Genomic DNA, 21364 nt, shown 5'->3' on the forward strand with positions numbered 1-21364 from the left:
GACCAATCAGCTAATGGGTTAAACCCGTGTCAGCCGCAGGGCTGGTGAAAATGGGCTCAGCCGTGGGAGTTGCCTTAGCGGGTTTCCCGCTTAGGCAACTGCTATCTTTGAGACGTGTTCTTCGGCTCAAAGTAAGTCCGAAGACCGCACCTCAGGCTTCGGACGTGCGCCCACAGCGCCACGGCCCATTTTCACCAGCCCGGAGGCGATGAAACCACGCCAGTTCAACCCATTTAGAAGAATTGGCCGACGTAGTAGTGGATAAACATCGTGATGATCCCCACGATTAAATTCCGAATAATAGCCGTCTTAACCAGCCCATGCCCCAGCTTAGCGCTCAGGAACCCGGTCAACGTCACCGAAATCAGCACGGCCACGATGGTTGCGGGCCACTGCGTCGCTGCCGGGAACAGGGTCATGGCTGCCAAGGGGAAGATGCCCCCCAGGCTAGCCGCGAACAATGAGGAGAATGCGGCGTCCCACGGGTTCATGTAATGGCCCAGTTGGATGTCATCCTTCACGTTGACCACCGTCTTCAGCGCGTCCTTGGCCATTAAGTCTTGGGCAATCGCCAGCGACGTTTCAGCGGACACGCCACGGTCTTCATAAAACTGTTGCACGGCCGCCTGCTGATCGTTGTAGTTTGATTTTAACAGTGCTGCTTCCTTGGCAACTGCGGCCTTTTCCGTATCCTTTTGCGTGCTGACTGAGGCGTATTCGCCGGACGCCATGGAAAACGCACACGCCAACAGGTCCGACAACCCGGCGATAAAAATGGTGAACTGGTTCGTCGTCGCTGCCGCCACACTGAACAGTACCCCAACGACGGTCAGAATCCCGTCGTTTGAACCCAAGACGCCGGCCCGTAAGGTGTTTAATTTTTCATCCATGGTCAGCTGTTTCTTTTGCTTCTTCGTTTTCAATTCTTGATTCGCAACCATTGTGTGTAACCTCCCTTATGCCTGACGCTTACGCAAATAACCGGCCGATGCCGTACGTGACTAACATGGTTAAGATTCCCGCAATCACGTTTCGCGCGGTCCCGTTACGCCGGTTGGCATTTCCCAAAACCGCCGCCACGTAGCCGGTAATTGACAACGCCACCACCACGGCCAGGAAGGTCCCGATGATCCGCCAACTCTTAGGTAATAAGCTAATCGACACTAACGGCAAGATTGAACCGGTCGGAAATGAAATCATCGACGCGATGGCCGCGGAAAACGGATTGGTGTACTCCCCTACGTTAAAGCCAAACCGTTCCCGCACGGTCGTCTTCACGGGGTCGTCCGCCATCATTTCCTTGGTCGCCTGTTCGGCTAAGTCTGGCTGAATACCACTGGCCAGGTATTTATCCCGGACAAAGCCGTACTCACCCTCGTAGTCTTCATCCAATGCCACCGTTTGCGTTTCAATCGCCTTACGTTGCGCATCCTTTTGCGTGTTGACCGAGACGTACTCGCCCATGGCCATCGACACCGTCCCGGCAATCATGCCGGCAATCCCGGAAATAAAGATGGCGTAACTGCTGGTCGCCGCGCCGGCCACCCCTACAACAATCCCGGCTACTGACAGGATGCCGTCGTTGGCGCCCATGACGCTCGCCCGTAACACGTTGATCCGTTGCGCCAAGGTTGCTGGCTTCTTTGCTTTCTTCATCGTATCCGCCCCCAGATAGTTTTTAACACTCATGTTTCATTTTAACACTAACAGAAATAAAAGTTTGGGATAGCTAACACTTTCCGCTAGATTAGAATCGTTATTAACTGTAACCAAAATCCATTGTACTCACCTAACTAGAAAATGTAAACTTAAATTGGCCATTTTCTTAAAATAAATACGATTCATTCTAAATAAGGCTTTTTACTGGAACTCCTGGCTAAATGTGGTTTAATAGAGTCAAACTAGATTGATTCCAAAAAAGGATTTACTGTTTCTATGGAAGATGGTTATAATGGTCAGGTCGAGTTTTTTCGGGGTGAACAGGCCCCCGACCTGCCTAACTGGCTTATCACATATAAGGAGGGACTACCCTTGGCTGGTCAGCAACAGCTTTTAACGCACGCATTACAAACTTTAAAAGAACACCACGTCCGGGTCACCCCGCAGCGGCAGGTCATCTTGACCTACCTCGTGACCCATCACAATCACCCGTCCGTCGACACGATTTTCAGTGCCCTAGCGACCGAGCTACCGAACCTTAGCATGGCGACCGTCTACAACACCTTAAACCTATTGGTGGACCTGGGGATCGTCATTGAATTGCCAAATGACAACGGCGGGATTCGCTACGACTTCTACGGACGGCCACACTACCACGTCATCTGTGAAAATTGCGGTAAGATCACCGACGTCTTCACGCCCGACTTTTCTAAAATTGAAAACGAGCTGAATCAACAGGCCAGCGAGCAAACCGGCTACCTCGTGACGAGCAATCACGTGGAGGTTTACGGGTTGTGCCCCGAGTGCCAGCAGAAGCTTCACATCGATCCGCAACGTCAGACCTGGGCGCAACAGAAATAGGCCTTGACCTTGTGTTTGGGGTTCGTTCCCGGCGGTGGGCTCAAACTGCCCTGCTGTGGGGTCGGTTCCAGCCTGTGGTGCGGGCTTACACCTCAACTTTGAGCCACAAATCGGTCTCAAAGCTTGCCCCGTGGTCTAAGCTGAGAAAGTACCTCAGCCAAGACCACCGACACAGCTGGGCAGTTTGGCCCACCTCTGGTTACTGACACTGGCCAGGCTATTTCTATCGGGCTCCGTGTCGTGTGATTTCGTTCTACTGAGTTTGATTCTATACAAGATTAAATCAACTTATACAATTACCGATGATGACTTAGCCCAGGCTTCTTGTGCCTAGGCTTTTTATTTGGTCGACCATTTTGATTGCGTGCTACGGCGCCTAGGGGTACCGGATTCTGGGAGCCCGCCTTTAGCTTGTTAGCCCTTTCAACCGTTGACTTTGCTAACTTTCACAATCATTTTCATAGAAAGCGTCCGCAGGCCCGGTGTGGCAATGTTACAGCCACATTACAGGTGACGCTAAGTTTTAATCTATTTGCAAACACCCCGAACAAACGCCGCCACCGTCGATATAAGCCGCGTAATATTACGCATAAAGCCCCGTCTGACGGTTGTCGTGGCCGCTGATAATGTATATAGTTGATAACGAATATTAAGCAATAACGACTGAGCAACCGGGGAAACCGGTTGTCGTAAAAAATAACGACGAAAGATTTGAGGGATGATCACGGTGAAAATGCATAAAATCGTTTTAACTGCACTGGCTACTCTGGGAGCCGCCGGCGTTTTAGGCTTGTCTACCACGACAGCATCTGCTAGTTCTAAGGTCAATAGTTACATTAGTAGTGAGAAAATCACACCAGCTAAGGTAACCAAGTCCATCTGGAGCGGCTTTCCAAAGAACAAGTACCGTCACGGCAAGGCTAAGCCTGAAGGGGTCGTGATTCACGAAACGGCCAACCCTTCTTCAACGATTTACAACGAAATTGCCTACATGAAGCGTAACTACAACAACGCCTTCGTGCACAGTTTCGTTGATGGCTCCCGGATCATCAACATCGCCAACACCGACTACTTAGCTTGGGGGGTTGGCTTCCCTGGGAACGCCCGCTTCGTCCAATTTGAACAGGTCGAAGTTCACAGCAAGTCCGCCTTTGCCCATGAAATTTCCAACGCGGCTTGGTACACGGCTTACCTCTTAAATGAATATAACTTGAAACCAAACGATGCCGCTTACGATGGTAAGGGGACGGTCTGGTCACATGGTTCAGTTGCCAAACATCTTGGTGGCTCCACCCATACCGACCCGGTTGGCTACTACGCTAGCGCCGGTAGCAAGTACTTCGGTCAAAAGTACACCATGGCAATGTTCTACGAGATGGTTCAGAAATACTATAACGCCATGAACGTTAAACACACCAAGTTGGTGAGCGCTAAATATACTTCAGTGAACAAACAAGCGAAGTTAAGCAGCAAGTACAAGAAGTTTAACCTCTACAACCACGTGAAGAACGTCAGCAAGAATGCCAAGCGTCAAAAGTGGTCCAAGATTTCCCCTAAGATTGGGAAGACCTACTACATCGACATGCAGGCAAAGAAGAGTACCGGCCAAACCTGGTACCGCATCAGAACTTCTAAGAATACCAAGAGCAAGACCCGCTACTGGGTTTACTCTGAAAATCTGACTGGCGTGAAGAACGTGCCAGCTGCGACGACGACCAGCTCAAGTTCCAGTGCCAGTTCCGAAAGCACGGTCCCAACTTCCGCTGCTTCTAGTACCGGTGCCAGCACGACTGAAACTAGCAGTGTTAGCAGCAGTAACTAAATAAATGTGACATCCCTGAACGGTCCCCCTTCATTGGCGGGACCGTTTTTTTGCGTTTGATCTGGCGTTTCCGTTCCCGGCGGTGGGCTCAAACTGCCCTGCTGTGGGGTCGGTTCCAGCCTGTGGAACGGGCTTCCACCTCAACTTTGAGCCACAAACCGGTCTCAAAGGTTGCCCCGTGGACTAGGCTGAGAAAAGGCCTCAGCCAAGACCACCGACACAGCTGGTCAGTTTGGCCCACCTCTGGTCACTGACACTGATCACGCAAACAAAACGGTCCTAGCCCTCTCACGTCCATTGCGAACTGTACTGACTACCAATTCTCATTTTTCTATTCATTACTCCTCACTTGTCAGCTTTATCCCTCCCACCTTAAGCAAACCTTACCGAAAACTTGCCGCCGTCTTAAGACCTCCTTGCTACAATAGCATCATTAAACCATTGGGGAGGAAACATATATGGTTACTTCAAAATTTCGGATAGGAAAATTAATCTTACTCACTAGTTTTGTCACCTGTTTAGGCACCGTGACCGCGTACACGACGGCATCGGCCGCTGACCAGTCCGCTGTCAGTGCCCTTCGCCAACAGGCCAAGACGCACCGTAAGCTCCAGAACCTCCGCGACAAGCTCGGCACCCTGCAAAAGGTCGTGACCAATGATCGGCACATCGCCTACCGCCTCGACAAGAAAGTTCGTGGCTACTACGAACTAACGGACCGCGAGAAACACACGTCCATCCTGGGTGACTTGGCATCAGAAGAACACGCGGACCGCTACAATTTTATGGCCGTTAGAACCTACTATGGCAGTAAGCAGACCCTCGTCGCCGTGCGAATGTACGACCTCTACGACACGTATAAGCCGCTCAGTCAGGCCCCCGCCCCAACACAATTGGCGGTCCCCGATTTTGACGATGAACCCATCACCGGGTACGTTCCCATCCAAGCGCTTCACGAGGTCCAACCCGTCGTTCGCCAAAAGAAATTGGCCAACGTGCCCTATTATCTCAATATGTTTGACGGCTACAACATGGCAGCTACCTATAAGATGACGGTCATGCGGGTCTGGAACGCCATTCCCGGCAGCCAACCCAACGTCACCAGCAACGATGTGAGTCCCTACATGTACCAACAGCTCTACGCCACCCGTGAAGCCACCAATAACCAGGGGCGCACATACCTGTACCTGCGCAATAAAAAAGGCGCAATTGGTTGGGTGCGCAAAAGCCATCAACTTTCTCAGGGTAAATACGTCAGCCCCGTTGACCGCCTCCTGCACGTCCAAAAGTACGAACGCCTGACCCGGCAGATTCAACCGTTAGCCACGCGACATGGCTATCACCTCTCCCAGCGCGTCTACAACGTGTACGACCGTTTCGGCCGGCTATCCCGCAGTCTGGCGATGAGCTATCTCTTTTACCCCAATCTGTTCATTATCAAAAATAATCGGGTGGTCACCGCTAAGTTCTATGACCACGACTATCACGTCCTTAAAAGCGTGCACAACGCCAAGGGCTTAAAGAAGGTCACGGTCAATCCGAAACCGGGCACGTTGGATTATTGGGACGACAATTCGCGCTACGCCACCTTCAATGACATGGGCTCTGACAAACTCTACGACCTAACCGATGGCTTGGAAGACCCCGAATCGACCTACGGGACCATCTCGGTTTCCCATACCGGTTACGCCGTCATGAAGAGTTCGGGCATGGCATCAATGGAATAGACACGAACCAAAAGACCTGCACCGGATCAATGTCCAGTACAGGTCTTTTGACTGCCTATTTAGAAGTATCTTTCATCGCCCGTTTCCGTTGACCGGCCACGGCACGGGTCATGACCCACGTCGTGATGGGCACGGTCAGAATCACGCTGACCATGGCAAAGAGAATCATCAAGATTTCAGAGACAAATATTTTATCGTTTAAGATTTCACCCACCGAGTAGTGAACTCCGGTGAACCAAATGAACAAGGCCAGGAAACCGCCGAAGAACCCGAAGAATAACGTGTTAAACGTGGTCCCAATAATTTGCTTGCCCACGGCGATGCCATCCCCCAGCAAGGCCTTTAAAGCGACCTGCGGGTGTTGCTCAAGGATTTCACTGAGCCCGGCTGAAATGGCCATGGCTGCCTCGGCAATGGCCCCCAGCGTGCTGAGAATGGCTGTGGCGGTGGTTACCTGCACGAAGTTCACCCCGACCAAGACGGAGAGGCCTTCCAGGTCCTCACTGTCCTCGGGACCAAATCCCTGGACCAACGCCCAGTGTTCGACCGGCACAATCAAAATGATCAACATGACCAGCACCACGGCCGACGCGATGAAGGCCACCGTGCTAGAGAGGTCGTCGCCACTGCTCATGAAGATGGTCAGTGCCAGCACCAGCATCCCCACGACCAGTGTGACGATCAACGGTGAAAATTGAAAGGCCACTAAAACAATGGCCAAGTACAGCAGGCCAAAGTTTAAAATCAACGCCAGAAACGACTGGGCCCCGGCCTTGCCACCGACGAGGACCATCAAAATCAAGAGGACGAGTCCCAAAACACTAATCGTACTCATGCCGTCACCTTCTTTGCCATGAACCGACTAGCCAGGAAGCTCGCCAGTGGGACCGCCAAGACGATACCAATCCCACTGATCAGGCTTTGGACGACGCCCATCGACATGTTCATCGAGAAGGTGTAGCCCCAGCTGTTGCCGTTTTTCAGGTACAGCATCGCCATCGGGAAGGTATCGGCCACGAAGATAAAGAACAGCACGTTGATCAGCGGTCCCATGATGGTACTGCCGATTTGCCGACCAGATTTAAAAATCTGCGTTGCCGACAGCTCCGGGCGTTCCCGTTTCAACGCAAAGAGTGAGGAAATGATATCCGTCGACTCGTCCATCACGGCCCCCAGGGACCCCAGCAAGGTCTCGGCCAGAAATAGCGGCCGTGGCAGTTGCGTCACGTACTGCATGGACTCGTAGTACATGCCCTTTTCGTGGGTAAAATGGAAGACCAACAACGCCGTCACCAGTGCCAAGGCCGTGCCCCCCAGCGTGGTTGCCAGGGTAATCAGCATTTGCCGGTTGGCCCCCAGCACCAGCCACAGCGTCAGCGTCGCAAACACCACGGAGAGACTGCCGAAGATCCACAACACCTGCGCCCCCTGAGTTGAGCCATTTAACAGAATTGCGATTAGGAAGAGGATTCCGTTCGCCGCCACACTCAGAAAGGCCATGAATCCGCTGAACTGCATAATCAATAGAAGTAACCCGACGACCAGCCAGATCATGAAGACTAACGGCGTGTCACGCTTCACATCCTTGGCACTCGCCGTCAAATGGGTCGCGCTGTGGGCGTGAACCACCACAAAGAGTTGGCTGCCGACGTGATAGCGCTGATCCACGGCGCCCGACCGGGAATACGTGTTGGTCACGGTCAGCCGCTGCCCCTTGTAGGTGCCGTTTAAAATTTTGCCGTGTAGCGTCTGCTTGGTCTGGCGGTCAACGTTGTGGAAATCATCCGTCTCCTTGGTCGCCGCCCCCGTGTCAACGCTGGTCACCTGCATGATGGGGTCGCTGTAAATGGCCGCATCGTGTTGGGTACCCCAGACCAGCAGGCCACCGACCAAAATTGCCAGGACCCAGGTCCACCAGCGTCCCTTTTTCGTTTTAAAAAATTGCATGTTGCCCGTCCCTTTCTCACCGGATTTGCCGCGTTGAACCCAATATACCACTTTCTGACAGGTTGAATTGGCTTCCCGGAAAATTTTAACAAAATCACAGTAACCCGCGTTCTGTCAAGGCTCCAGAGTGGTCGAACCCAGCTAAATCCCGTGAAAGCCTTGCATTTTCGAATAAAAACCAGTACACTTACAGTCGATTGTTATTTTAATTAAGCGAGGGTTTTTACAATGAGAAAAGCACATCCAAATGGCGTACAAGGCCGCCGCAAGGTTAACCGTAAAAAGGACCGTAAGCGCCGCGACGAAATTTCTGACTTACAACGTTGGTTAAAGAACAAAAAGTAAGCTGGACGCCAATACCATAGAACGCACTGACAATTTATAATTGTTGGTGCGTTTTATTTTGCTTTCAAATATTTTCTCCCTTATTCAGACCGAATGAAGGGTAAAAGAAAAAAGCCTGGGATCAACTCCCAGACTTCATGTTTGTCATTTAATTGCTACTACCTACTCTAGTTGACCAATCAATCCAACGTCCAACGGCCTGACACCACTAACAACACAGCTCGGTGAACACTTCTAGTGACACCTGCCAAGTAAGCGGGCCGAACCAGTATCAGCCGCGGGGCTGGGAAAACTGGGCCGGTCGTGGAAGTGACCAGAGGCGAGCCAAGGTGCCCGGCTGTGTCGATGGTCTTGGCTGGAGTCTTTTTCCAGCCTAGCCCATGGGACAACCTTTGAGACCGCCCCTCAGGCTCAAAGTTGAGGTGGAAGCCCGCTTCTCAGGCTGGAACCGGCCCCACAGCAGGGCTCCTTGAGCGCGCCGCCGGGAACGGACGCGACCAGGCCCAGTTTTCACCAGCCCGGAGGCGCTGACAACACCAAGAGACAGGCTTACTTGGTCATGTAGATGTAGAGGTGATCCGTTGAGAAACCAGTGTTGAACCGCACGCCATTCGACCGAATCGTCTTAGTCGTCGTGGATGAGCTGTTCTTCTTAGCATCCTTCAGAACCTTTTCAAACTTATTGATGACATACTTTGGCTTGGCCTTCAGCGTCGTCCCCAACAAGGCAAACGTGGTTCCAAAGGTCTTCTGACCGTCCTTGGTCTTCATCTGCTTGGTTGGCACGATCAGCGCTAAGCCCATCAACTTGCCATCCTGCACGTTGCCCCGCACCGTCACGTCCTGGGTGTCGATGAGATTTTGCACGCCATCCTTGGCCGTGGTTGGTAACAGGTCGTCCTTGGCCTGCTTCTTAGCGGTGACCATTTGCGCCTGTAATTGCTTGGCGGCAGCTTGTTGTTGCTTAGCAGCGGCTGCGGCGGCCATGGGGTCGGTCTTAGCTAAGGCTGTCAATTTTTTCTTAGTCGCGGCTTGGGTCTTTTGCGCCTGTTGTAATTGCTTTTGGACCTTCTTTGGCAAATGGGTCCCAATCACCATCTGGTTGTAAGTGGCCGCTAGCTTCTTGTAGTTGCCCAGGGCCGTGACCGACTTGACCGTCACCGTCTTCTTGGCGTTGCCCGCCGTCAGCTTGACTGTTTGTCGCTTGGCCGCTGCGGGGACTTGGAAGAAGTAGGTCCCGCCGTTCACCTTGACGCTGTGCTTGGCCCCACCATCGACCTGGTAGTTCACGGTCTTGGTCTTGGCGTCACCTTTAATCACCGCGGTCAAAGCCGTTGGGTGGTAACTGGTCTTGTTCGTGGTCAGTGCGTTACTCGAGCAGCCGGCAAGGGTCAAGGCTAACAACCCAACGGCGCCCAACAAAAACTTTTTCATATTTTTCCATCCCTCAATGATTAATATCCGTTTACTGGCACCGGCCATCGGTTGCACCGCTACACATATACTTGGTTTATCTTACCACATTCTTTCACACTATGGGGCAAACTTTATGCGGGACATTTCCATTTAATGTCACACTAATTTTACGAGCTCCAAAGTCCCCTGCCACCACTGATTTACCCCATTAAAAAAGTCCACCAACTCTGAAATGAGCCGTGGACTTCAATAATAGCAAGATGCAATTTTAACCTGAATTAGTCGACAACCAAGACACTCGTGTCTGAATTGTGAACGACATAGCTAGTGGTGGATCCCATGATGGCGCGCCCGAAGCCGTGGACCCCAGAACGGCCGATGACCGTCAGTGAGGTGTGTAGTTCAGCCGGCAACGTCTTGGCAATCGTGGGTTTTGGCAGGCCTACCCGGAAAGAGGTTTCGACCGGCACGCCCTGTGCTTCCACTTCTTCAACCGCACTCTCCAAGAATTTTGAAGCGGCATCCTTGAAATGGGTCACGATTTCACTACCGAATTCCGCGCCGTAGTGGGCATAGGTCTGATCGCTGGCGACGGAAACGATGAACAATTTAGAACCCAGCTCCTTGGCTAATTTGGTGGCCTCAATCAGTGCGGCGTGCGCATTTTTGCTACCATCCATTGGTACTAAGATCCGTTCATACATAATATCCCGTCCTTTCCATAGTAAACCATCCATGTGGTATCGTTTCTACATATTTATCATAACAATTAAACGGCTTACGTGGAAGCGTTTTACCTATTTTTTCACGAGATTTTTAGGGTACGCGCTGAAATGTTAGGCAATTCTCATTTCCCGACGAAATTCCACGCTTGCTCGCAAGAGTTACTTACCTTTTGTCCTTAGAATACAAGCTGAATTATCTTAACCACCCTCCGCGAGCGCAATCATTTTCATCCCCACTCTTCAGGCCGCATAATAACGGTATGCTGAGTTAGTGAAGAAGAACCGTCATTGTGCGCGATAACTTTGCTGAAGCAGCAATTCGTTTTTGGGGGAGGATTTTATGATGAAAAACGAAGATAGAGTATTCGAGACGTTTCTACGGCAATATCGGTCAATCTTTCGGGTGTTGATCAATGCGGCCGAACAGATTACCAGTCAGTATTCAGTGAGTTTTGAACAATATTTACTGTTGAAACAGATTCATGAACAACGCAACATTACGTTGAGTGAACTGGCGGATTCCACCCGGACCACCCGTTCCGCAGCGGCGCGGAAGTTACGGGCTTTACTGTTAGATGGCTTCGTAGAACAAGAAGCCAAGATGGACGATCGGCGGGTCAAGTACCTGCGCCTGACCGCCAAAGGGGCTAACGTAGAGCATGACATCCGGCAAGCCTTTCTGCAGAGCGCCACGACCTGGGAAGAGATTCCTAGCGACCTGACCGGGGAAGACATTAACCAGTTCTTTACGCAGTATCAGCAGAACATTGCGATTTGGGACCGGACGCGGCCTAAGTTCCGGCGCCCGGTTCTCCGCGCCAAGAAACCTGCTGCTGGCAACGACTAACCTCGGTTCTGGTTAAACTTGTGCTTTGTCAGCGCCTCCGGGCTGGTGAAAATGGGCCTGGTCGCGTCCGTTCCCGGCGTCGCGCTCAAGGAGCCCTGCTGTGGGGTCGGTTCCAGCCAAAAAGCGGGCTTCCACCTCAACTTTGAGCCAAAAATCGGTCTCAAAGGTTGTCCCATGGGCTAGGCTGGAAAAGAACTCCAGCCAAGACCATCGACACAGCCGGGCACCTTGGCGCGACTCTGGTCACTTCCACGACTGGCCCATTTTCACCAGCCCTGCGGCTTACACTTGTTTAACCCGGATTAGTCGTTGGCATCAGCGATTGTTGCTTGCGTTTTCTATTTGGGCGTTTTCCACCTTAACTTTGGTTACACCTCAACCAAGACCATCGACACAGCCGGGCGCCTTGGCGCGACTCTGGTCACTTCCACGACTGGCCCATTTTCACCATCCCTGCGGCTCACACTTGTTTAACCCGGAGTAGTCGTTGGCATCAGCGATTGTCGGTTGGGTTTCTGCTTTGGGTGTTTGCCATTTCTACTTTGGTTGCACCTCGACTAAGATCATCGACAAATTTGTGTTTCCGATTCGTGGTTCCTGGGGGCAACTGAGATTCAACCCAAGCCACTAGCCAACGCCAACAATCACCAGAACATTAATCGGCGTTAGTCTTTTTCCACCTAGCCCTTTTCGGCTACTGACATTTTCACCGTAACTGGTTCAAACTTCGACTATTTTCACCCACTGACAGGTTTCATCGTCGGTTCGTTTTACACCCAGTTTTACTTAAGTCTGGGAGCCCATCTGACGCTCTCAGGCTTATTTTTATGGCTTACTTGGCCATTATGAGAAATTCATGATAAAAAAGTTTCCTTTTGCGCGTGAAAGGGTTAACCTGTTCTTAACAAATAGTTTTAAGGAGGATTTCTGTATGCGACTTGATAATTATTCGTCCAACCAAACCCTGCCAACCATGGCTAGTGGCTTCCCGGTGGATACAGCTAAACTGACCGACGACCTGTACGACGCGGTCAACGGCAAATGGGCCGAACAGGCGACCATTCCTGGGGACCACTCCTCGACTGGTGGCTTCATGGACCTGGTCGACAACATTGAACACACCCTGATGAGCGACTTCGACGACCTGTTGGCTGGCAAGCTCACCCCGGCTAACCCTGAGATGGCTGAGTTCAAGAAGCTATACACCTTAGCCCTGGATGCCGACCGCCGCAACAAAGACGGCGTGGCACCGCTCAAGCCTTACCTGGCTAAGATTGAGGGTCTCAAGGACTTCGCTGACCTGAACGCCCACCTGGTTGAATGGTTCCAAACCGACCTGCCAACCCCCGTTGACATCAGCGTTGAAGCCGACATGAAGGACACCAGCAACTACGCCCTTTATTTGGACGCCCCAAGCCTGATTCTCCCCGATAAAACTTACTACGAAAAGGATAACCCCGCTGCTAAGCAATTGATGCCCGTCTTCACGACGACCGCCGTCAAGGTCTTGGTTTTGGCTGGTTATGCTGAAGACCGTGCCAAGGAAATCGTGGAACAAGCGAAGACCTTCGATGCCCAGATTGCGCCACACGTGAAGTCCGCGGAAGAATCTGCCGACTACGTTAAGATGTACAACCCATTCCCACTAGCCGACGTGGATGCCAAGATCGACAACCTCGATTTGACCAGCACCATCAAGGGCTTGATCAACGACGTGCCTGCCCAAGTCATCCTGCCACAACCGACCTACTTTGATGCCGTTAACGACCTTTTGACGCCAGCCAACTTTGATAACTTAAAGAGCTGGATGCTGGTCAACACAGTTCTCGGCGCCACGGGTGCTTTGACCGAAGACTTCCGTCAAGTCGGTGGCACTTACCGGCGGGCCCTGTCCGGTCAAAAGGAAGCGCGCTCACCTAAGAAGGCGGCCTACTACCTGGCAACCGGCACGTTTGGCCAAGTCGTCGGTGACTACTACGGTCGCAAGTACTTTGGTGAAGCTGCTAAGGCCGACGTCCGTGAAATGGTCCTGAAGATGGCGCGCGTTTATCAAAACCGGCTCAAGTCCAACGACTGGCTAAGCACCGCCACCAGCGAAAAGGCCATCGTCAAGCTGCAGAAATTAACCATCAAGGTCGGCTACCCAGACGAAATCGACCCACTCTACAGCAAGTTTACGATTGACGAGAACGCCTCACTCTTTGAAAACTTACAAAACATTACCGAAATCATCATCAAGAATCACTTTGGCCACTGGGGTCACCCCGTTGACCGGAAGCGTTGGGACATGAGCGCCAACACCGTCAACGCCTACTACTCCCCATCGAACAACGAAATCGTCTTCCCCGCTGCCATCCTGCAGAAGCCATTCTACAGTTTGGACCAACCAAGCAGCGCGAACTACGGGGGTATTGGGGCCGTCATTGCCCACGAAATTTCTCACGCGTTCGATAACAACGGCTCACAATTCGATGAATTTGGGAACCTGAACAACTGGTGGACCGACCAAGACTTAGCCCACTTCAAGGACTTGGCCCAAGCCATGATCGATGAGTTTGACGGCATCGAATTCGCTGGCCAAAAGGTCAACGGGAAGCTGACCGTCTCCGAAAACATCGCCGATGCCGGTGGGCTGAGCTGTGCCTTAGAGGCCGCCAAGTCTTCCACTGAAATCGATTTGAAGGCGTTCTTCATCAACTGGGCCAACGTTTGGCGGATGAAGGCCACGACTGAATACATGCAACTGTTGCTGTCAATCGACGTCCACGCCCCAGCTAAACTGCGGGCCAACGTCCAGGTCAAGAACCTCGACGACTTCTTCAAGACGTTCGATGTCAAGCCAACGGACAACATGTACCTGGCACCAGACAAGCGGGTTAAGATCTGGTAAGACTAGTCTCTGTCAGCGCCTACCGGGTGGTCAAAATAGGACCGGTTCGCTGTGGAAGGACGGTCGAAGCCAAAGAGCGGTCTTCAACCTTGCTTTGAGCCGCCAAAAACGCGTCTCAAAGTCACCATTTTCTGAGCAAACCACTCAGAAAATCCAACGGCTAGGCCTATTTTGACCGCCCTCTCGGCTGACACTAGTTTTAACCAGCAACTTATCCCACACTTTCTAATCCACAATACAAATAACCATAACCTTCATAGTTATGGCATCAAAAAACTCTCGTAACCATTATCGGCTGCGAGAGTTTTTTCGTGGAATCATTTTTAATTGCAACTAGTGCGCACAACCTACAGCACCTAGTCAACGCAAGAACAATTGAAACAAATCAGGCACTGTGTCTCCTCAGACTGGAACCGACCCCATAGCAGGGCCGCTTGAACCCACCGCCGGGAACGCTTGCTAAAGCCTTATTTTGACGTCTTCTTAGCCAGCCGCTTAGCATCACGTGCCGCCTTCAACTCGGCCTTTTCCTTGTTACTAGGCACTTCCTGATACCCATCCAAATGGTTTACGTAGCGGGCCATCGCGAAAAGATAATCCGATAAGCGGTTAAGGTATTTCAGAATGGCTGGTTCCAACGGCTGCTCGAGGTTCAACGCGACGGCTGACCGTTCGGCACGCCGCGCCACCGTGCGGGCATACTGCATCCGCGCGCCGGACTCAGAACCACCGGGTAAAATGAACTCCCGTAACTCAGGCGTATTGTCCATAAAGAAGTCGACTCGTTCCTCCAGCGCCGTCGTATCCGCCAAGGTGATCTCCTGGTGGCGTTTCACACTGATGTCGGCCTCCAACTGATACAGCTTGCGTTGCACCTCGCTGAGCTCAACCACCAGGTCTGGATGTGCGCCCAAGCTAGCCACCACAACGCCAAGGTAGGACTGGAACTCATCAATGTCGCCCAGGGTCACAATCTGAGCATCGGTCTTCGACACCATCTTGCCACTAACCTGCTTGGTCATCCCCTGGTCACCCACACGCGTATAAATTTTCATGTTATTAGCCACCATTTCGTTAATTTTTGGTTCACGTAATAATCGGAAAACGAATTATTAATCGTACCTCTAGCAAAATTGGATACCCCACGAAAGCTATCCATACTATTCTGAATACAACAAGAAGCGTTGATCAGAAACAATCAACGCCTCAAGCATACACATATTTAATTCAAAACACCAAACGTTAGGGTTAACACCTTCCCCAGCCGGAGGTAGCCAGACAGAGCCCCGTGTCGGTGGCATTAGCCGAGTGGTTTGCTCGGGTTAGGCCACGGCCGAGCTTTGAAACTCACGGGCTTAGTGAGGTTCAAAGTCGCCCTGAAGACCGCTCTTCGGCTTCAGGTCTGCCCACGGGAGCAGCGTCTGGCTACCGCAGGCGGCAAGGCAAGGGCATGGAAAACCTAACGGATTGGGCAGGCACCGCCGGCACAATCCGACTGGTCCACCAACTCAATATCCTTCTGATCATGGTTCCCGGTCATGGCCGCAAAGGTTTCCGCCACGTCGGCCGTGATTTCCGCACACTTTTCCGTGTAGGTGTTGGCGTCGATGGGTTCCTTAGGCGCTTGCTTGAAGTCGGCGCCGCTGTATGGCAACAGGGACGTGGACTTGATGGTGTTCCGGTATTGCATCAGCAAGTCGCTGATCTGGTCGCCCTCTTCGGGTTGGAACGTCACGGTACAACTAACCGCGTTGTCGGACCAGTACGTCTGGAGAAAGGCCTGGGTCGCAAATTGTTCGGCGATGGAGACCTCACCAGCGGACGCAAAAGCAGACTGATCGGCGTGAGCGGCCTTCACTGGGAATTCCACGCACATCGTGTTTTGACTGTACACGTCGGGTTCAACCTTGTAGCCACTCGCCTTCAGCGCTGGCAGTAAGGGGTCGCTGTCCTGGAACCGAATCCGTTGAATCAGGTAACGGGCGTAGTGGAAGTGCATCCCCTCGGAGACACCGGCTAATTTGGCCACCGTTCCGGAAGGCTTGACCGTCGTGTGCTTGATGGAAGGCTGGCACCCCAACGTGGCGGAGTAATCCTTGTCCGCCTTGACCACGGCCGCGTACAGGTCGCTGAAGCGTTTAACGGCCGTCTGATTGTAAATTGGGGCCATGAACGTCTTGCCAGTTTCCGCATCGCGCTTGGCTTCAAAACCAGTGACAACGCGTTGCTTGAAGGTCTTTAAGATCCAGTCTTGAATGCCGGACATGGAAACCCCGATGCGCCGGTTCTTCTGGATGGCCTTGCGAGAAACTTCCCAGTCATAGTGACTGAACGTGACCCGCTTGGTGTACCGGGCGCCTAAACCAAAGGCGTCCTCGAGTTGCCAGCCTTGGTCCTCGGCGACTCCGGGGAAGACTTCAAACAGGTTGCAGGGTTCCCCGTTGCTCAGGGAAATTTCACCACACGGGTTGGTGCCCTCAACGGCCTCGTCAATGCCCTCCTGACGGCCATCAATCAAGCGGCCGTAGTTACGAGACAGACCGAGGTTCACGATGCCGGGTTCCCCGTTGTGTTGAATGGAGTCGGCGATGGGCTGGTAATCGGTGAAGTCGCTATCCACGGCCACACTGTTGTTGGAGGCCCACCGGTGATGGTAAAGTTTATCCTTGTCCTGCTTCATGGTGATGAAGTCATCGTCTTCGGCGCCACCTAAGGCCAATTCAGCCGAACGCCGGACGTTCCCAGCGACGACCGTCTTGCCGATCATGTTGCCCATGTCGGTGCAGTCGACGGCGGTCAGCTTGCGGCCAACGGCGTCGTTTAAAATCGTATTAATATCAAATAACATTTCCACTAATGGCATGGGACCAGAGGCCGTCCCACCAAAGCCGTGAATCGGTGCGTCCTTGGGCCGGATGTCGCTAATGTCCAGAACGACCTTGGTCTTGCCATCGGGGTTGGTGCCGTTGAAGTGGGCATCAATCATGTTGGCGTTGGCTAAGACCCAGCCCTCACGCGTGTCTGGCAACCGGTAGTAGCGGGTGTCGGCCAAGGAATTGGCGTGCATCCAGTCGGTCTTGTCGACGGCACCCAGCTTCAGTGAGGCGTCGTAGGAGGCGCTCTCACTGTCAATGACGATGGTCAGGTCCACGTGATTGTCGACCTTAGGCATTTGCCGGACATTGTTAGGCGTCACGGAGAAGCCCACACCGCCGCCCTTCATCAGTTGGTCAAACATGAAGGAAAATGGCATCGAGGCCGCGATTTGTTCCGGCTTCAGGTAACTAGGGATAATGTGACTGTCCCCGTAAGCTTGCGGCCGCACGGCGATGAACCAACAGTTGTTCAGGGCATCCCCATTACGGTGTTGGTAGTCGGTCCCGGAGATCCACAGGTTCCGGCCAGAGGGCGTTGCGGCCAGGCCATAGATCAGTTTAAATAGGTTCTGGGCTTCGGTGGTCAATTCGGTAATCACTTGGGCATCAACGTGGTCAGCCTGCAGACGAGGGTCGAGGTTAATGTTACCTTCGACCACCCGTTGGACCGTTTCTGGCCACTCTTCGTTGCGTTGTTGGTCCGGCAGCCAACGAGCGTAGGTCCGCTTGTAGGTTACCCAGCCGAGTTCACCCCAATGTGGTGTTACTTCGTTTTCTGTTTTGGCGATAAATTCGGGCGTCAGGCGTACTGGCGCAGCGGTTTCTACGTTCATCATAACAATCTCTCCCGTTCTTTAAGTCTATACCAGATATAGTATCGCATTCGCCAAGTAAATACAATATATGGATATATTTAACTGTCCCCTGGACATTTCCACCTGAGAAGCTACTACCAAAAATGACCGAAAAAGCAACCATTTTCGTCCGCCCAGTTAATTGTAATTGGACAAACAAACTGCCCCCTACAAGAACGCCAAATCCAGCAAAGGTGAACGGCCAACACCCGACGCAGTAAACTAACTGTTTGGGACGCAATTTAATTTCAAAATCATTGCCACGCCAAAACAAAAGAATCTAAATTTTTTTCGACCACCCAATTAGCGGTCACTTTGCCAACTGCATCCCCATATCTTGGGGGTGTCCTTGCGACCTGCCCCATCCCCCACGCTATTTTCCTTAAGATTGGGCAAAGCGCTTTACCTCCGCGCTTGCGCCAACTATGATGAGATTAACTAACGCCCTGCCACCCCCTGAAGGCACCGTCTAATCCCGTTAGCCGGCTCGCAACTCAGGGGTAACCTCGACACCCAATCAGCCAGTCGTCACCGTATACGCGGCACCTCACGGCCAGTGACGACCACCTGACCCACACAACTGTCATAAGAATGAGAGATGAAACGAATGCACAAGTTATATGTAACCCAACAGCAATGGGCGCTGCAAGAACGGTTCAGCGTGCGCGACGACCACAATGACCCCGTCTACCAGGTCGTCGGCAGTAAATTTCAAATGCCCAAGTTTTTTGAGATTTTAGACTTAAACAATCAGGTCGTGGCAACCGTCACGAAGAAGCCCCTGAGCCTGGTGGCGACCTACTACCTCCAGATTGGCGGCCAGACGCTGGCCACGATTCAAAGACGCCCCACCTTCCTGCGGCCCAGCTACGATTTAACGGCAGTCGGGCTAACCGTCACTGGTTCCCTCTGGGATTTGAATTTTGCAATCAAGCGCCAAGACAAAGTCGTCGGTCGCGTCAGAAGGGCCGGCTTAAGTCTGAACAACAAATACGAAATCGTGGTCTTAGACGACGACATCCAACTGATTCTGGTCGGCTTGGTGCTAGCCATCGACTACGGCAGACACGCGGCAGCCGCCGCAGCTGTGAGCACCACATTTTAAGTGAACGCTAAAAGGACTTGGGCAATCGCTCAAGTCCCTTTTGTTTGCTTGTAGATTCGGTGGTGAAGAAAAAGTCGAGCAACGAATGGTAGCCCGACTAGGAAAATTATTTTGATGCCAACGATTCTGATTCTGAATGACTTTCAGGCAACGATTCTGATTCTGAATGACTTTCAGGCGTTGTAGCTGGCACCGACTTAACCAAAACATCGTGGACAGTCACTGTTGCCGTATCCCCGTTCAACGCAGCAGTCGCCTGCCGAATGCTTTCTTGTAAAGACGTCAGTTTATTTGTCATCATTAGTTCCTTCCCACTATGCTGAAATCGTAAACAATTTCGACATAAGAAGCAACCAACACGACTTACAGTCAGATACGTTTAACAATAAAAAAGCCGGACAACAAAAATGTCAGCCCGACTAGAAAACAATGTTCAATTAAAATACAACCTAACCCAACACCCACGAAACCCGGGTTAAACCAGTGTCAGCCGCAGGGCTGGAAAAACTGGGTCGGTCGTGGGAGTGACCAGAGGCGCGCCAAGGTGACCAGCTGTGTCGATGGTCTTAGTAGAGTGATTTTCTCTGCTTAGAGCATGGGACAACCTTTGAGACCGCCCCTCAGACTCAAAGTTGAGGTGGAAGCCCGCTTCTCAGGCTGGAACCGGCCCCACAGCAGGGCACCTTGAGCGCACCGCCGGGAACGGACACGACCAGGCCCAGTTTTCACCAGCCCGGAGGCCCTGACAACGACCAGCTTAACCCTTGGTGCTTTCGCGGAGCTTGAGCTCAGTCCCCACAGTAACCAACTGTGGCGTCGTCCGCCCAGTCTGCAAGCGGTTTTCGACCAAGTCCACCGCCGTTGCCCCCAGCAATTCCGTATTCACGTGCACGCTACTTAATTCAGGGAACACGTACTTGGCAATCGTCGTGTCGTTAAAACTAAACAGGCTGACCCGTTGTGGCACGTCGATGTTATTTTCATGCAGCGCCTTGAGTGCGCCAGCGGCCATGGGATCGTTGGTGATGAAAAATGCTGACGGCAGGTCATCCCCCAATTGGGCAATGGCCGTCTGCATTTCCTGATAACCTGAATGATTGGTGTAGTCGCCGCCAAAGACCAGCTTCGGGTTGTAGGCACCTCGGGCTTCCATTTCACGGCGGAAGGCCTTGTACCGGGGATCAACGACCTCGAGCTGCCCGTCCGTCGTCCATTCACTTCCATATAGTAACCCGACTTCTTGGTGGCCGTGCTTGGCATAAAAGTCGAGCACCTGGGTCACGGCAAAACGGAAGTCGGTGACGACACTATCATACCCGTGGCACAACTGATCCTGATCGACAAAGACCAGGTTCGGTGTCAGCTGGGACATCGCCTCGACCTGGGCGTCACTAAATTTTCCGATGGCGATAATCGCATCAACATCGGGATCAATGGCCTGCAGGTCGTTTTGAAACGTCCGGGTCGCCAGAATCCGCCGCTCCTCACAGCGTTTTTCCAGGCCTAAGCGAATCGACATGTAATACAAATCATCCAGTTCTTTGGTTTTCGAGTACCACTGGACAATGGCAATCTTCAACTGCTTACTAGGTGTGGCCGTTCGGTGCTTTAACTTGGTGTAGTTCAGTTCCTCTGCGACCTCAAAAATCTGTTTCCTGGTGGACTCACTGACTGACAGCGTTCTGTCGTAGTTTAAGACCCGCGACACGGTTGCCAGGGAGACCCCGACTGATTTTGCAATATCCTTTAGCGTGGCTGCGATTGCCATCACCCCCTTCATATCATTTTATCATTAAACTAATGCTGCGTGGTAACTGATTCCGCCTGCGGTTCGTTGACTCCGCCTACGGTAGATTAGGGACGCTTCACCCTGTGGGACCCGACTAAAGCCTGAGGTACGGTCTTTAGCCTCGGTTTGAAGCCTAGCCAAACCCGCTAGTCTCCAAACACGGTCCGTGCTGTAAGGCTGGGAAAAGGTCACCCAGTCTAACACCACTATCACAGGGTTCGGTCCCTATCTACCTCCGGCTCCGTCAGCGAACCACGGCATCAGTTACCACGGCAACGTTTACTTCTACATTCATTCAGTGGTTGCTGGCAATCCACAAGCCATTTCATGATAGTTTTTCTACCATAAAGATAGACTACATGATGTCAGTACCTACACAACAACGTATGTACCAGCTAAATCAGCGGTCACGGTTCAAATAAACAGATTAATAACCAACCAATTACCGCAACCACTAGTTCAACCAGTGAATTCTTTTAAAACGTCACATGGGGTTGAGCC

At 52.2% G+C, this 21364-nt stretch carries 16 protein-coding genes; 6 read left to right on the forward strand and 10 right to left on the reverse strand.

Annotated elements, in window-relative coordinates; translation table 11 throughout:
• Nucleotides 1–233: 233 nt before the first annotated feature.
• Nucleotides 234–941, reverse strand: coding sequence for a VIT1/CCC1 transporter family protein (locus tag JUF13_RS03730; protein WP_203637786.1), 708 nt, complete (start codon nt 939–941; stop codon nt 234–236).
• Nucleotides 942–969: 28 nt separating this feature from the next.
• Nucleotides 970–1656, reverse strand: coding sequence for a VIT1/CCC1 transporter family protein (locus JUF13_RS03735; protein WP_203637787.1), 687 nt, complete (start codon nt 1654–1656; stop codon nt 970–972).
• Between the two features lie 375 nt (nt 1657–2031).
• Between JUF13_RS03735 and JUF13_RS03740 the strand changes: the two genes are divergently transcribed.
• The 3 genes from JUF13_RS03740 to JUF13_RS03750 all read left to right on the forward strand — a co-directional run bounded on the left by JUF13_RS03740 (nt 2032) and on the right by JUF13_RS03750 (nt 6069).
• Nucleotides 2032–2520 carry a Fur family transcriptional regulator gene (locus JUF13_RS03740; protein ID WP_225418118.1) on the forward strand — a complete coding sequence of 163 codons (489 nt, stop codon included), beginning with the start codon at nt 2032–2034 and terminating at the stop codon, nt 2518–2520.
• Between the two features lie 733 nt (nt 2521–3253).
• Nucleotides 3254–4342, forward strand: coding sequence for a peptidoglycan recognition protein family protein (locus tag JUF13_RS03745; RefSeq protein WP_203638029.1), 1089 nt, complete (start codon nt 3254–3256; stop codon nt 4340–4342).
• 458 nt (nt 4343–4800) lie between these two features.
• A complete protein-coding gene (locus JUF13_RS03750; protein WP_203637789.1) occupies nt 4801–6069 on the forward strand; it encodes an SH3-like domain-containing protein in 1269 nt (422 codons plus the stop codon).
• Between the two features lie 55 nt (nt 6070–6124).
• On the opposite strand, the gene JUF13_RS03755 is transcribed toward JUF13_RS03750, so the two are convergent.
• The 4 genes from JUF13_RS03755 to JUF13_RS03770 all read right to left on the reverse strand — a co-directional run bounded on the left by JUF13_RS03755 (nt 6125) and on the right by JUF13_RS03770 (nt 10481).
• Complete coding sequence (locus JUF13_RS03755) at nt 6125–6904, reverse strand: YibE/F family protein (RefSeq protein WP_203637791.1); 780 nt, start codon at nt 6902–6904, stop codon at nt 6125–6127.
• Nucleotides 6901–8016, reverse strand: a complete 1116-nt coding sequence (locus tag JUF13_RS03760) for a YibE/F family protein (protein WP_203637792.1) — start codon at nt 8014–8016, stop codon at nt 6901–6903. The genes JUF13_RS03755 and JUF13_RS03760 overlap by 4 nt, the downstream gene beginning before the upstream one ends.
• Nucleotides 8017–8910: 894 nt before the next feature.
• The gene (locus tag JUF13_RS03765; protein ID WP_203637794.1) at nt 8911–9795 is read right to left on the reverse strand and encodes a hypothetical protein; all 885 of its coding nucleotides are present in this window, start codon (nt 9793–9795) and stop codon (nt 8911–8913) included.
• A 260-nt stretch (nt 9796–10055) separates the two neighbouring features.
• Entirely contained in the window at nt 10056–10481 is a 426-nt protein-coding gene (locus tag JUF13_RS03770) for a universal stress protein (protein WP_125763373.1), read from the reverse strand.
• A 364-nt stretch (nt 10482–10845) separates the two neighbouring features.
• Here JUF13_RS03770 and JUF13_RS03775 point away from each other — a divergent pair, with 364 nt between their 5' ends.
• Complete coding sequence (locus tag JUF13_RS03775; protein ID WP_203637796.1) at nt 10846–11349, forward strand: MarR family winged helix-turn-helix transcriptional regulator; 504 nt, start codon at nt 10846–10848, stop codon at nt 11347–11349.
• Between the two features lie 931 nt (nt 11350–12280).
• Nucleotides 12281–14239, forward strand: a complete 1959-nt coding sequence (locus tag JUF13_RS03780) for a M13 family metallopeptidase (protein ID WP_373300829.1) — start codon at nt 12281–12283, stop codon at nt 14237–14239.
• Between the two features lie 467 nt (nt 14240–14706).
• Here JUF13_RS03780 and JUF13_RS03785 read toward each other — a convergent pair whose 3' ends face one another.
• Nucleotides 14707–15294: a cob(I)yrinic acid a,c-diamide adenosyltransferase gene (locus JUF13_RS03785; protein ID WP_203637798.1), complete on the reverse strand. Its 588-nt coding sequence runs from the start codon at nt 15292–15294 to the stop codon at nt 14707–14709.
• A 404-nt stretch (nt 15295–15698) separates the two neighbouring features.
• Nucleotides 15699–17948, reverse strand: coding sequence for a ribonucleoside-triphosphate reductase, adenosylcobalamin-dependent (gene nrdJ / locus JUF13_RS03790; protein WP_203638033.1), 2250 nt, complete (start codon nt 17946–17948; stop codon nt 15699–15701).
• 628 nt (nt 17949–18576) lie between these two features.
• On the opposite strand from nrdJ, the gene JUF13_RS03795 reads away from it, so the two are divergent.
• Nucleotides 18577–19074 (forward strand): LURP-one-related/scramblase family protein, encoded by a 498-nt coding sequence (locus JUF13_RS03795; protein WP_203637800.1) that lies wholly within the window; start codon nt 18577–18579, stop codon nt 19072–19074.
• A 106-nt stretch (nt 19075–19180) separates the two neighbouring features.
• Here the strand turns inward: JUF13_RS03795 and JUF13_RS03800 are convergent, their stop codons facing one another.
• Together JUF13_RS03800 and JUF13_RS03805 are read right to left on the reverse strand one after the other, a co-directional pair.
• Complete coding sequence (locus JUF13_RS03800; RefSeq protein ID WP_203637802.1) at nt 19181–19375, reverse strand: hypothetical protein; 195 nt, start codon at nt 19373–19375, stop codon at nt 19181–19183.
• 456 nt (nt 19376–19831) lie between these two features.
• Complete coding sequence (locus tag JUF13_RS03805; protein ID WP_203637804.1) at nt 19832–20842, reverse strand: LacI family DNA-binding transcriptional regulator; 1011 nt, start codon at nt 20840–20842, stop codon at nt 19832–19834.
• Nucleotides 20843–21364 lie beyond the last annotated feature (522 nt).

The organism is Levilactobacillus wangkuiensis, assembly GCF_016861605.1.
Lineage (GTDB): Bacteria > Bacillota > Bacilli > Lactobacillales > Lactobacillaceae > Levilactobacillus > Levilactobacillus wangkuiensis.

Coding starts and splice junctions, on each gene's coding strand:
- JUF13_RS03795 (WP_203637800.1), top strand. CDS start 18,577: ATGCACAAGTTATATGTAACCCAACAGCAATGGGCGCTGCAAGAACGG.
- JUF13_RS03770 (WP_125763373.1), bottom strand. CDS start 10,481: ATGTATGAACGGATCTTAGTACCAATGGATGGTAGCAAAAATGCGCAC.
- JUF13_RS03755 (WP_203637791.1), bottom strand. CDS start 6,904: ATGAGTACGATTAGTGTTTTGGGACTCGTCCTCTTGATTTTGATGGTC.
- JUF13_RS03800 (WP_203637802.1), bottom strand. CDS start 19,375: ATGATGACAAATAAACTGACGTCTTTACAAGAAAGCATTCGGCAGGCG.
- JUF13_RS03765 (WP_203637794.1), bottom strand. CDS start 9,795: ATGAAAAAGTTTTTGTTGGGCGCCGTTGGGTTGTTAGCCTTGACCCTT.
- JUF13_RS03745 (WP_203638029.1), top strand. CDS start 3,254: ATGCATAAAATCGTTTTAACTGCACTGGCTACTCTGGGAGCCGCCGGC.
- JUF13_RS03735 (WP_203637787.1), bottom strand. CDS start 1,656: ATGAAGAAAGCAAAGAAGCCAGCAACCTTGGCGCAACGGATCAACGTG.
- JUF13_RS03760 (WP_203637792.1), bottom strand. CDS start 8,016: ATGCAATTTTTTAAAACGAAAAAGGGACGCTGGTGGACCTGGGTCCTG.
- JUF13_RS03775 (WP_203637796.1), top strand. CDS start 10,846: ATGAAAAACGAAGATAGAGTATTCGAGACGTTTCTACGGCAATATCGG.
- JUF13_RS03805 (WP_203637804.1), bottom strand. CDS start 20,842: ATGGCAATCGCAGCCACGCTAAAGGATATTGCAAAATCAGTCGGGGTC.
- JUF13_RS03750 (WP_203637789.1), top strand. CDS start 4,801: ATGGTTACTTCAAAATTTCGGATAGGAAAATTAATCTTACTCACTAGT.
- JUF13_RS03780 (WP_373300829.1), top strand. CDS start 12,281: ATGCGACTTGATAATTATTCGTCCAACCAAACCCTGCCAACCATGGCT.
- nrdJ (WP_203638033.1), bottom strand. CDS start 17,948: ATGAACGTAGAAACCGCTGCGCCAGTACGCCTGACGCCCGAATTTATC.
- JUF13_RS03730 (WP_203637786.1), bottom strand. CDS start 941: ATGGTTGCGAATCAAGAATTGAAAACGAAGAAGCAAAAGAAACAGCTG.
- JUF13_RS03785 (WP_203637798.1), bottom strand. CDS start 15,294: ATGAAAATTTATACGCGTGTGGGTGACCAGGGGATGACCAAGCAGGTT.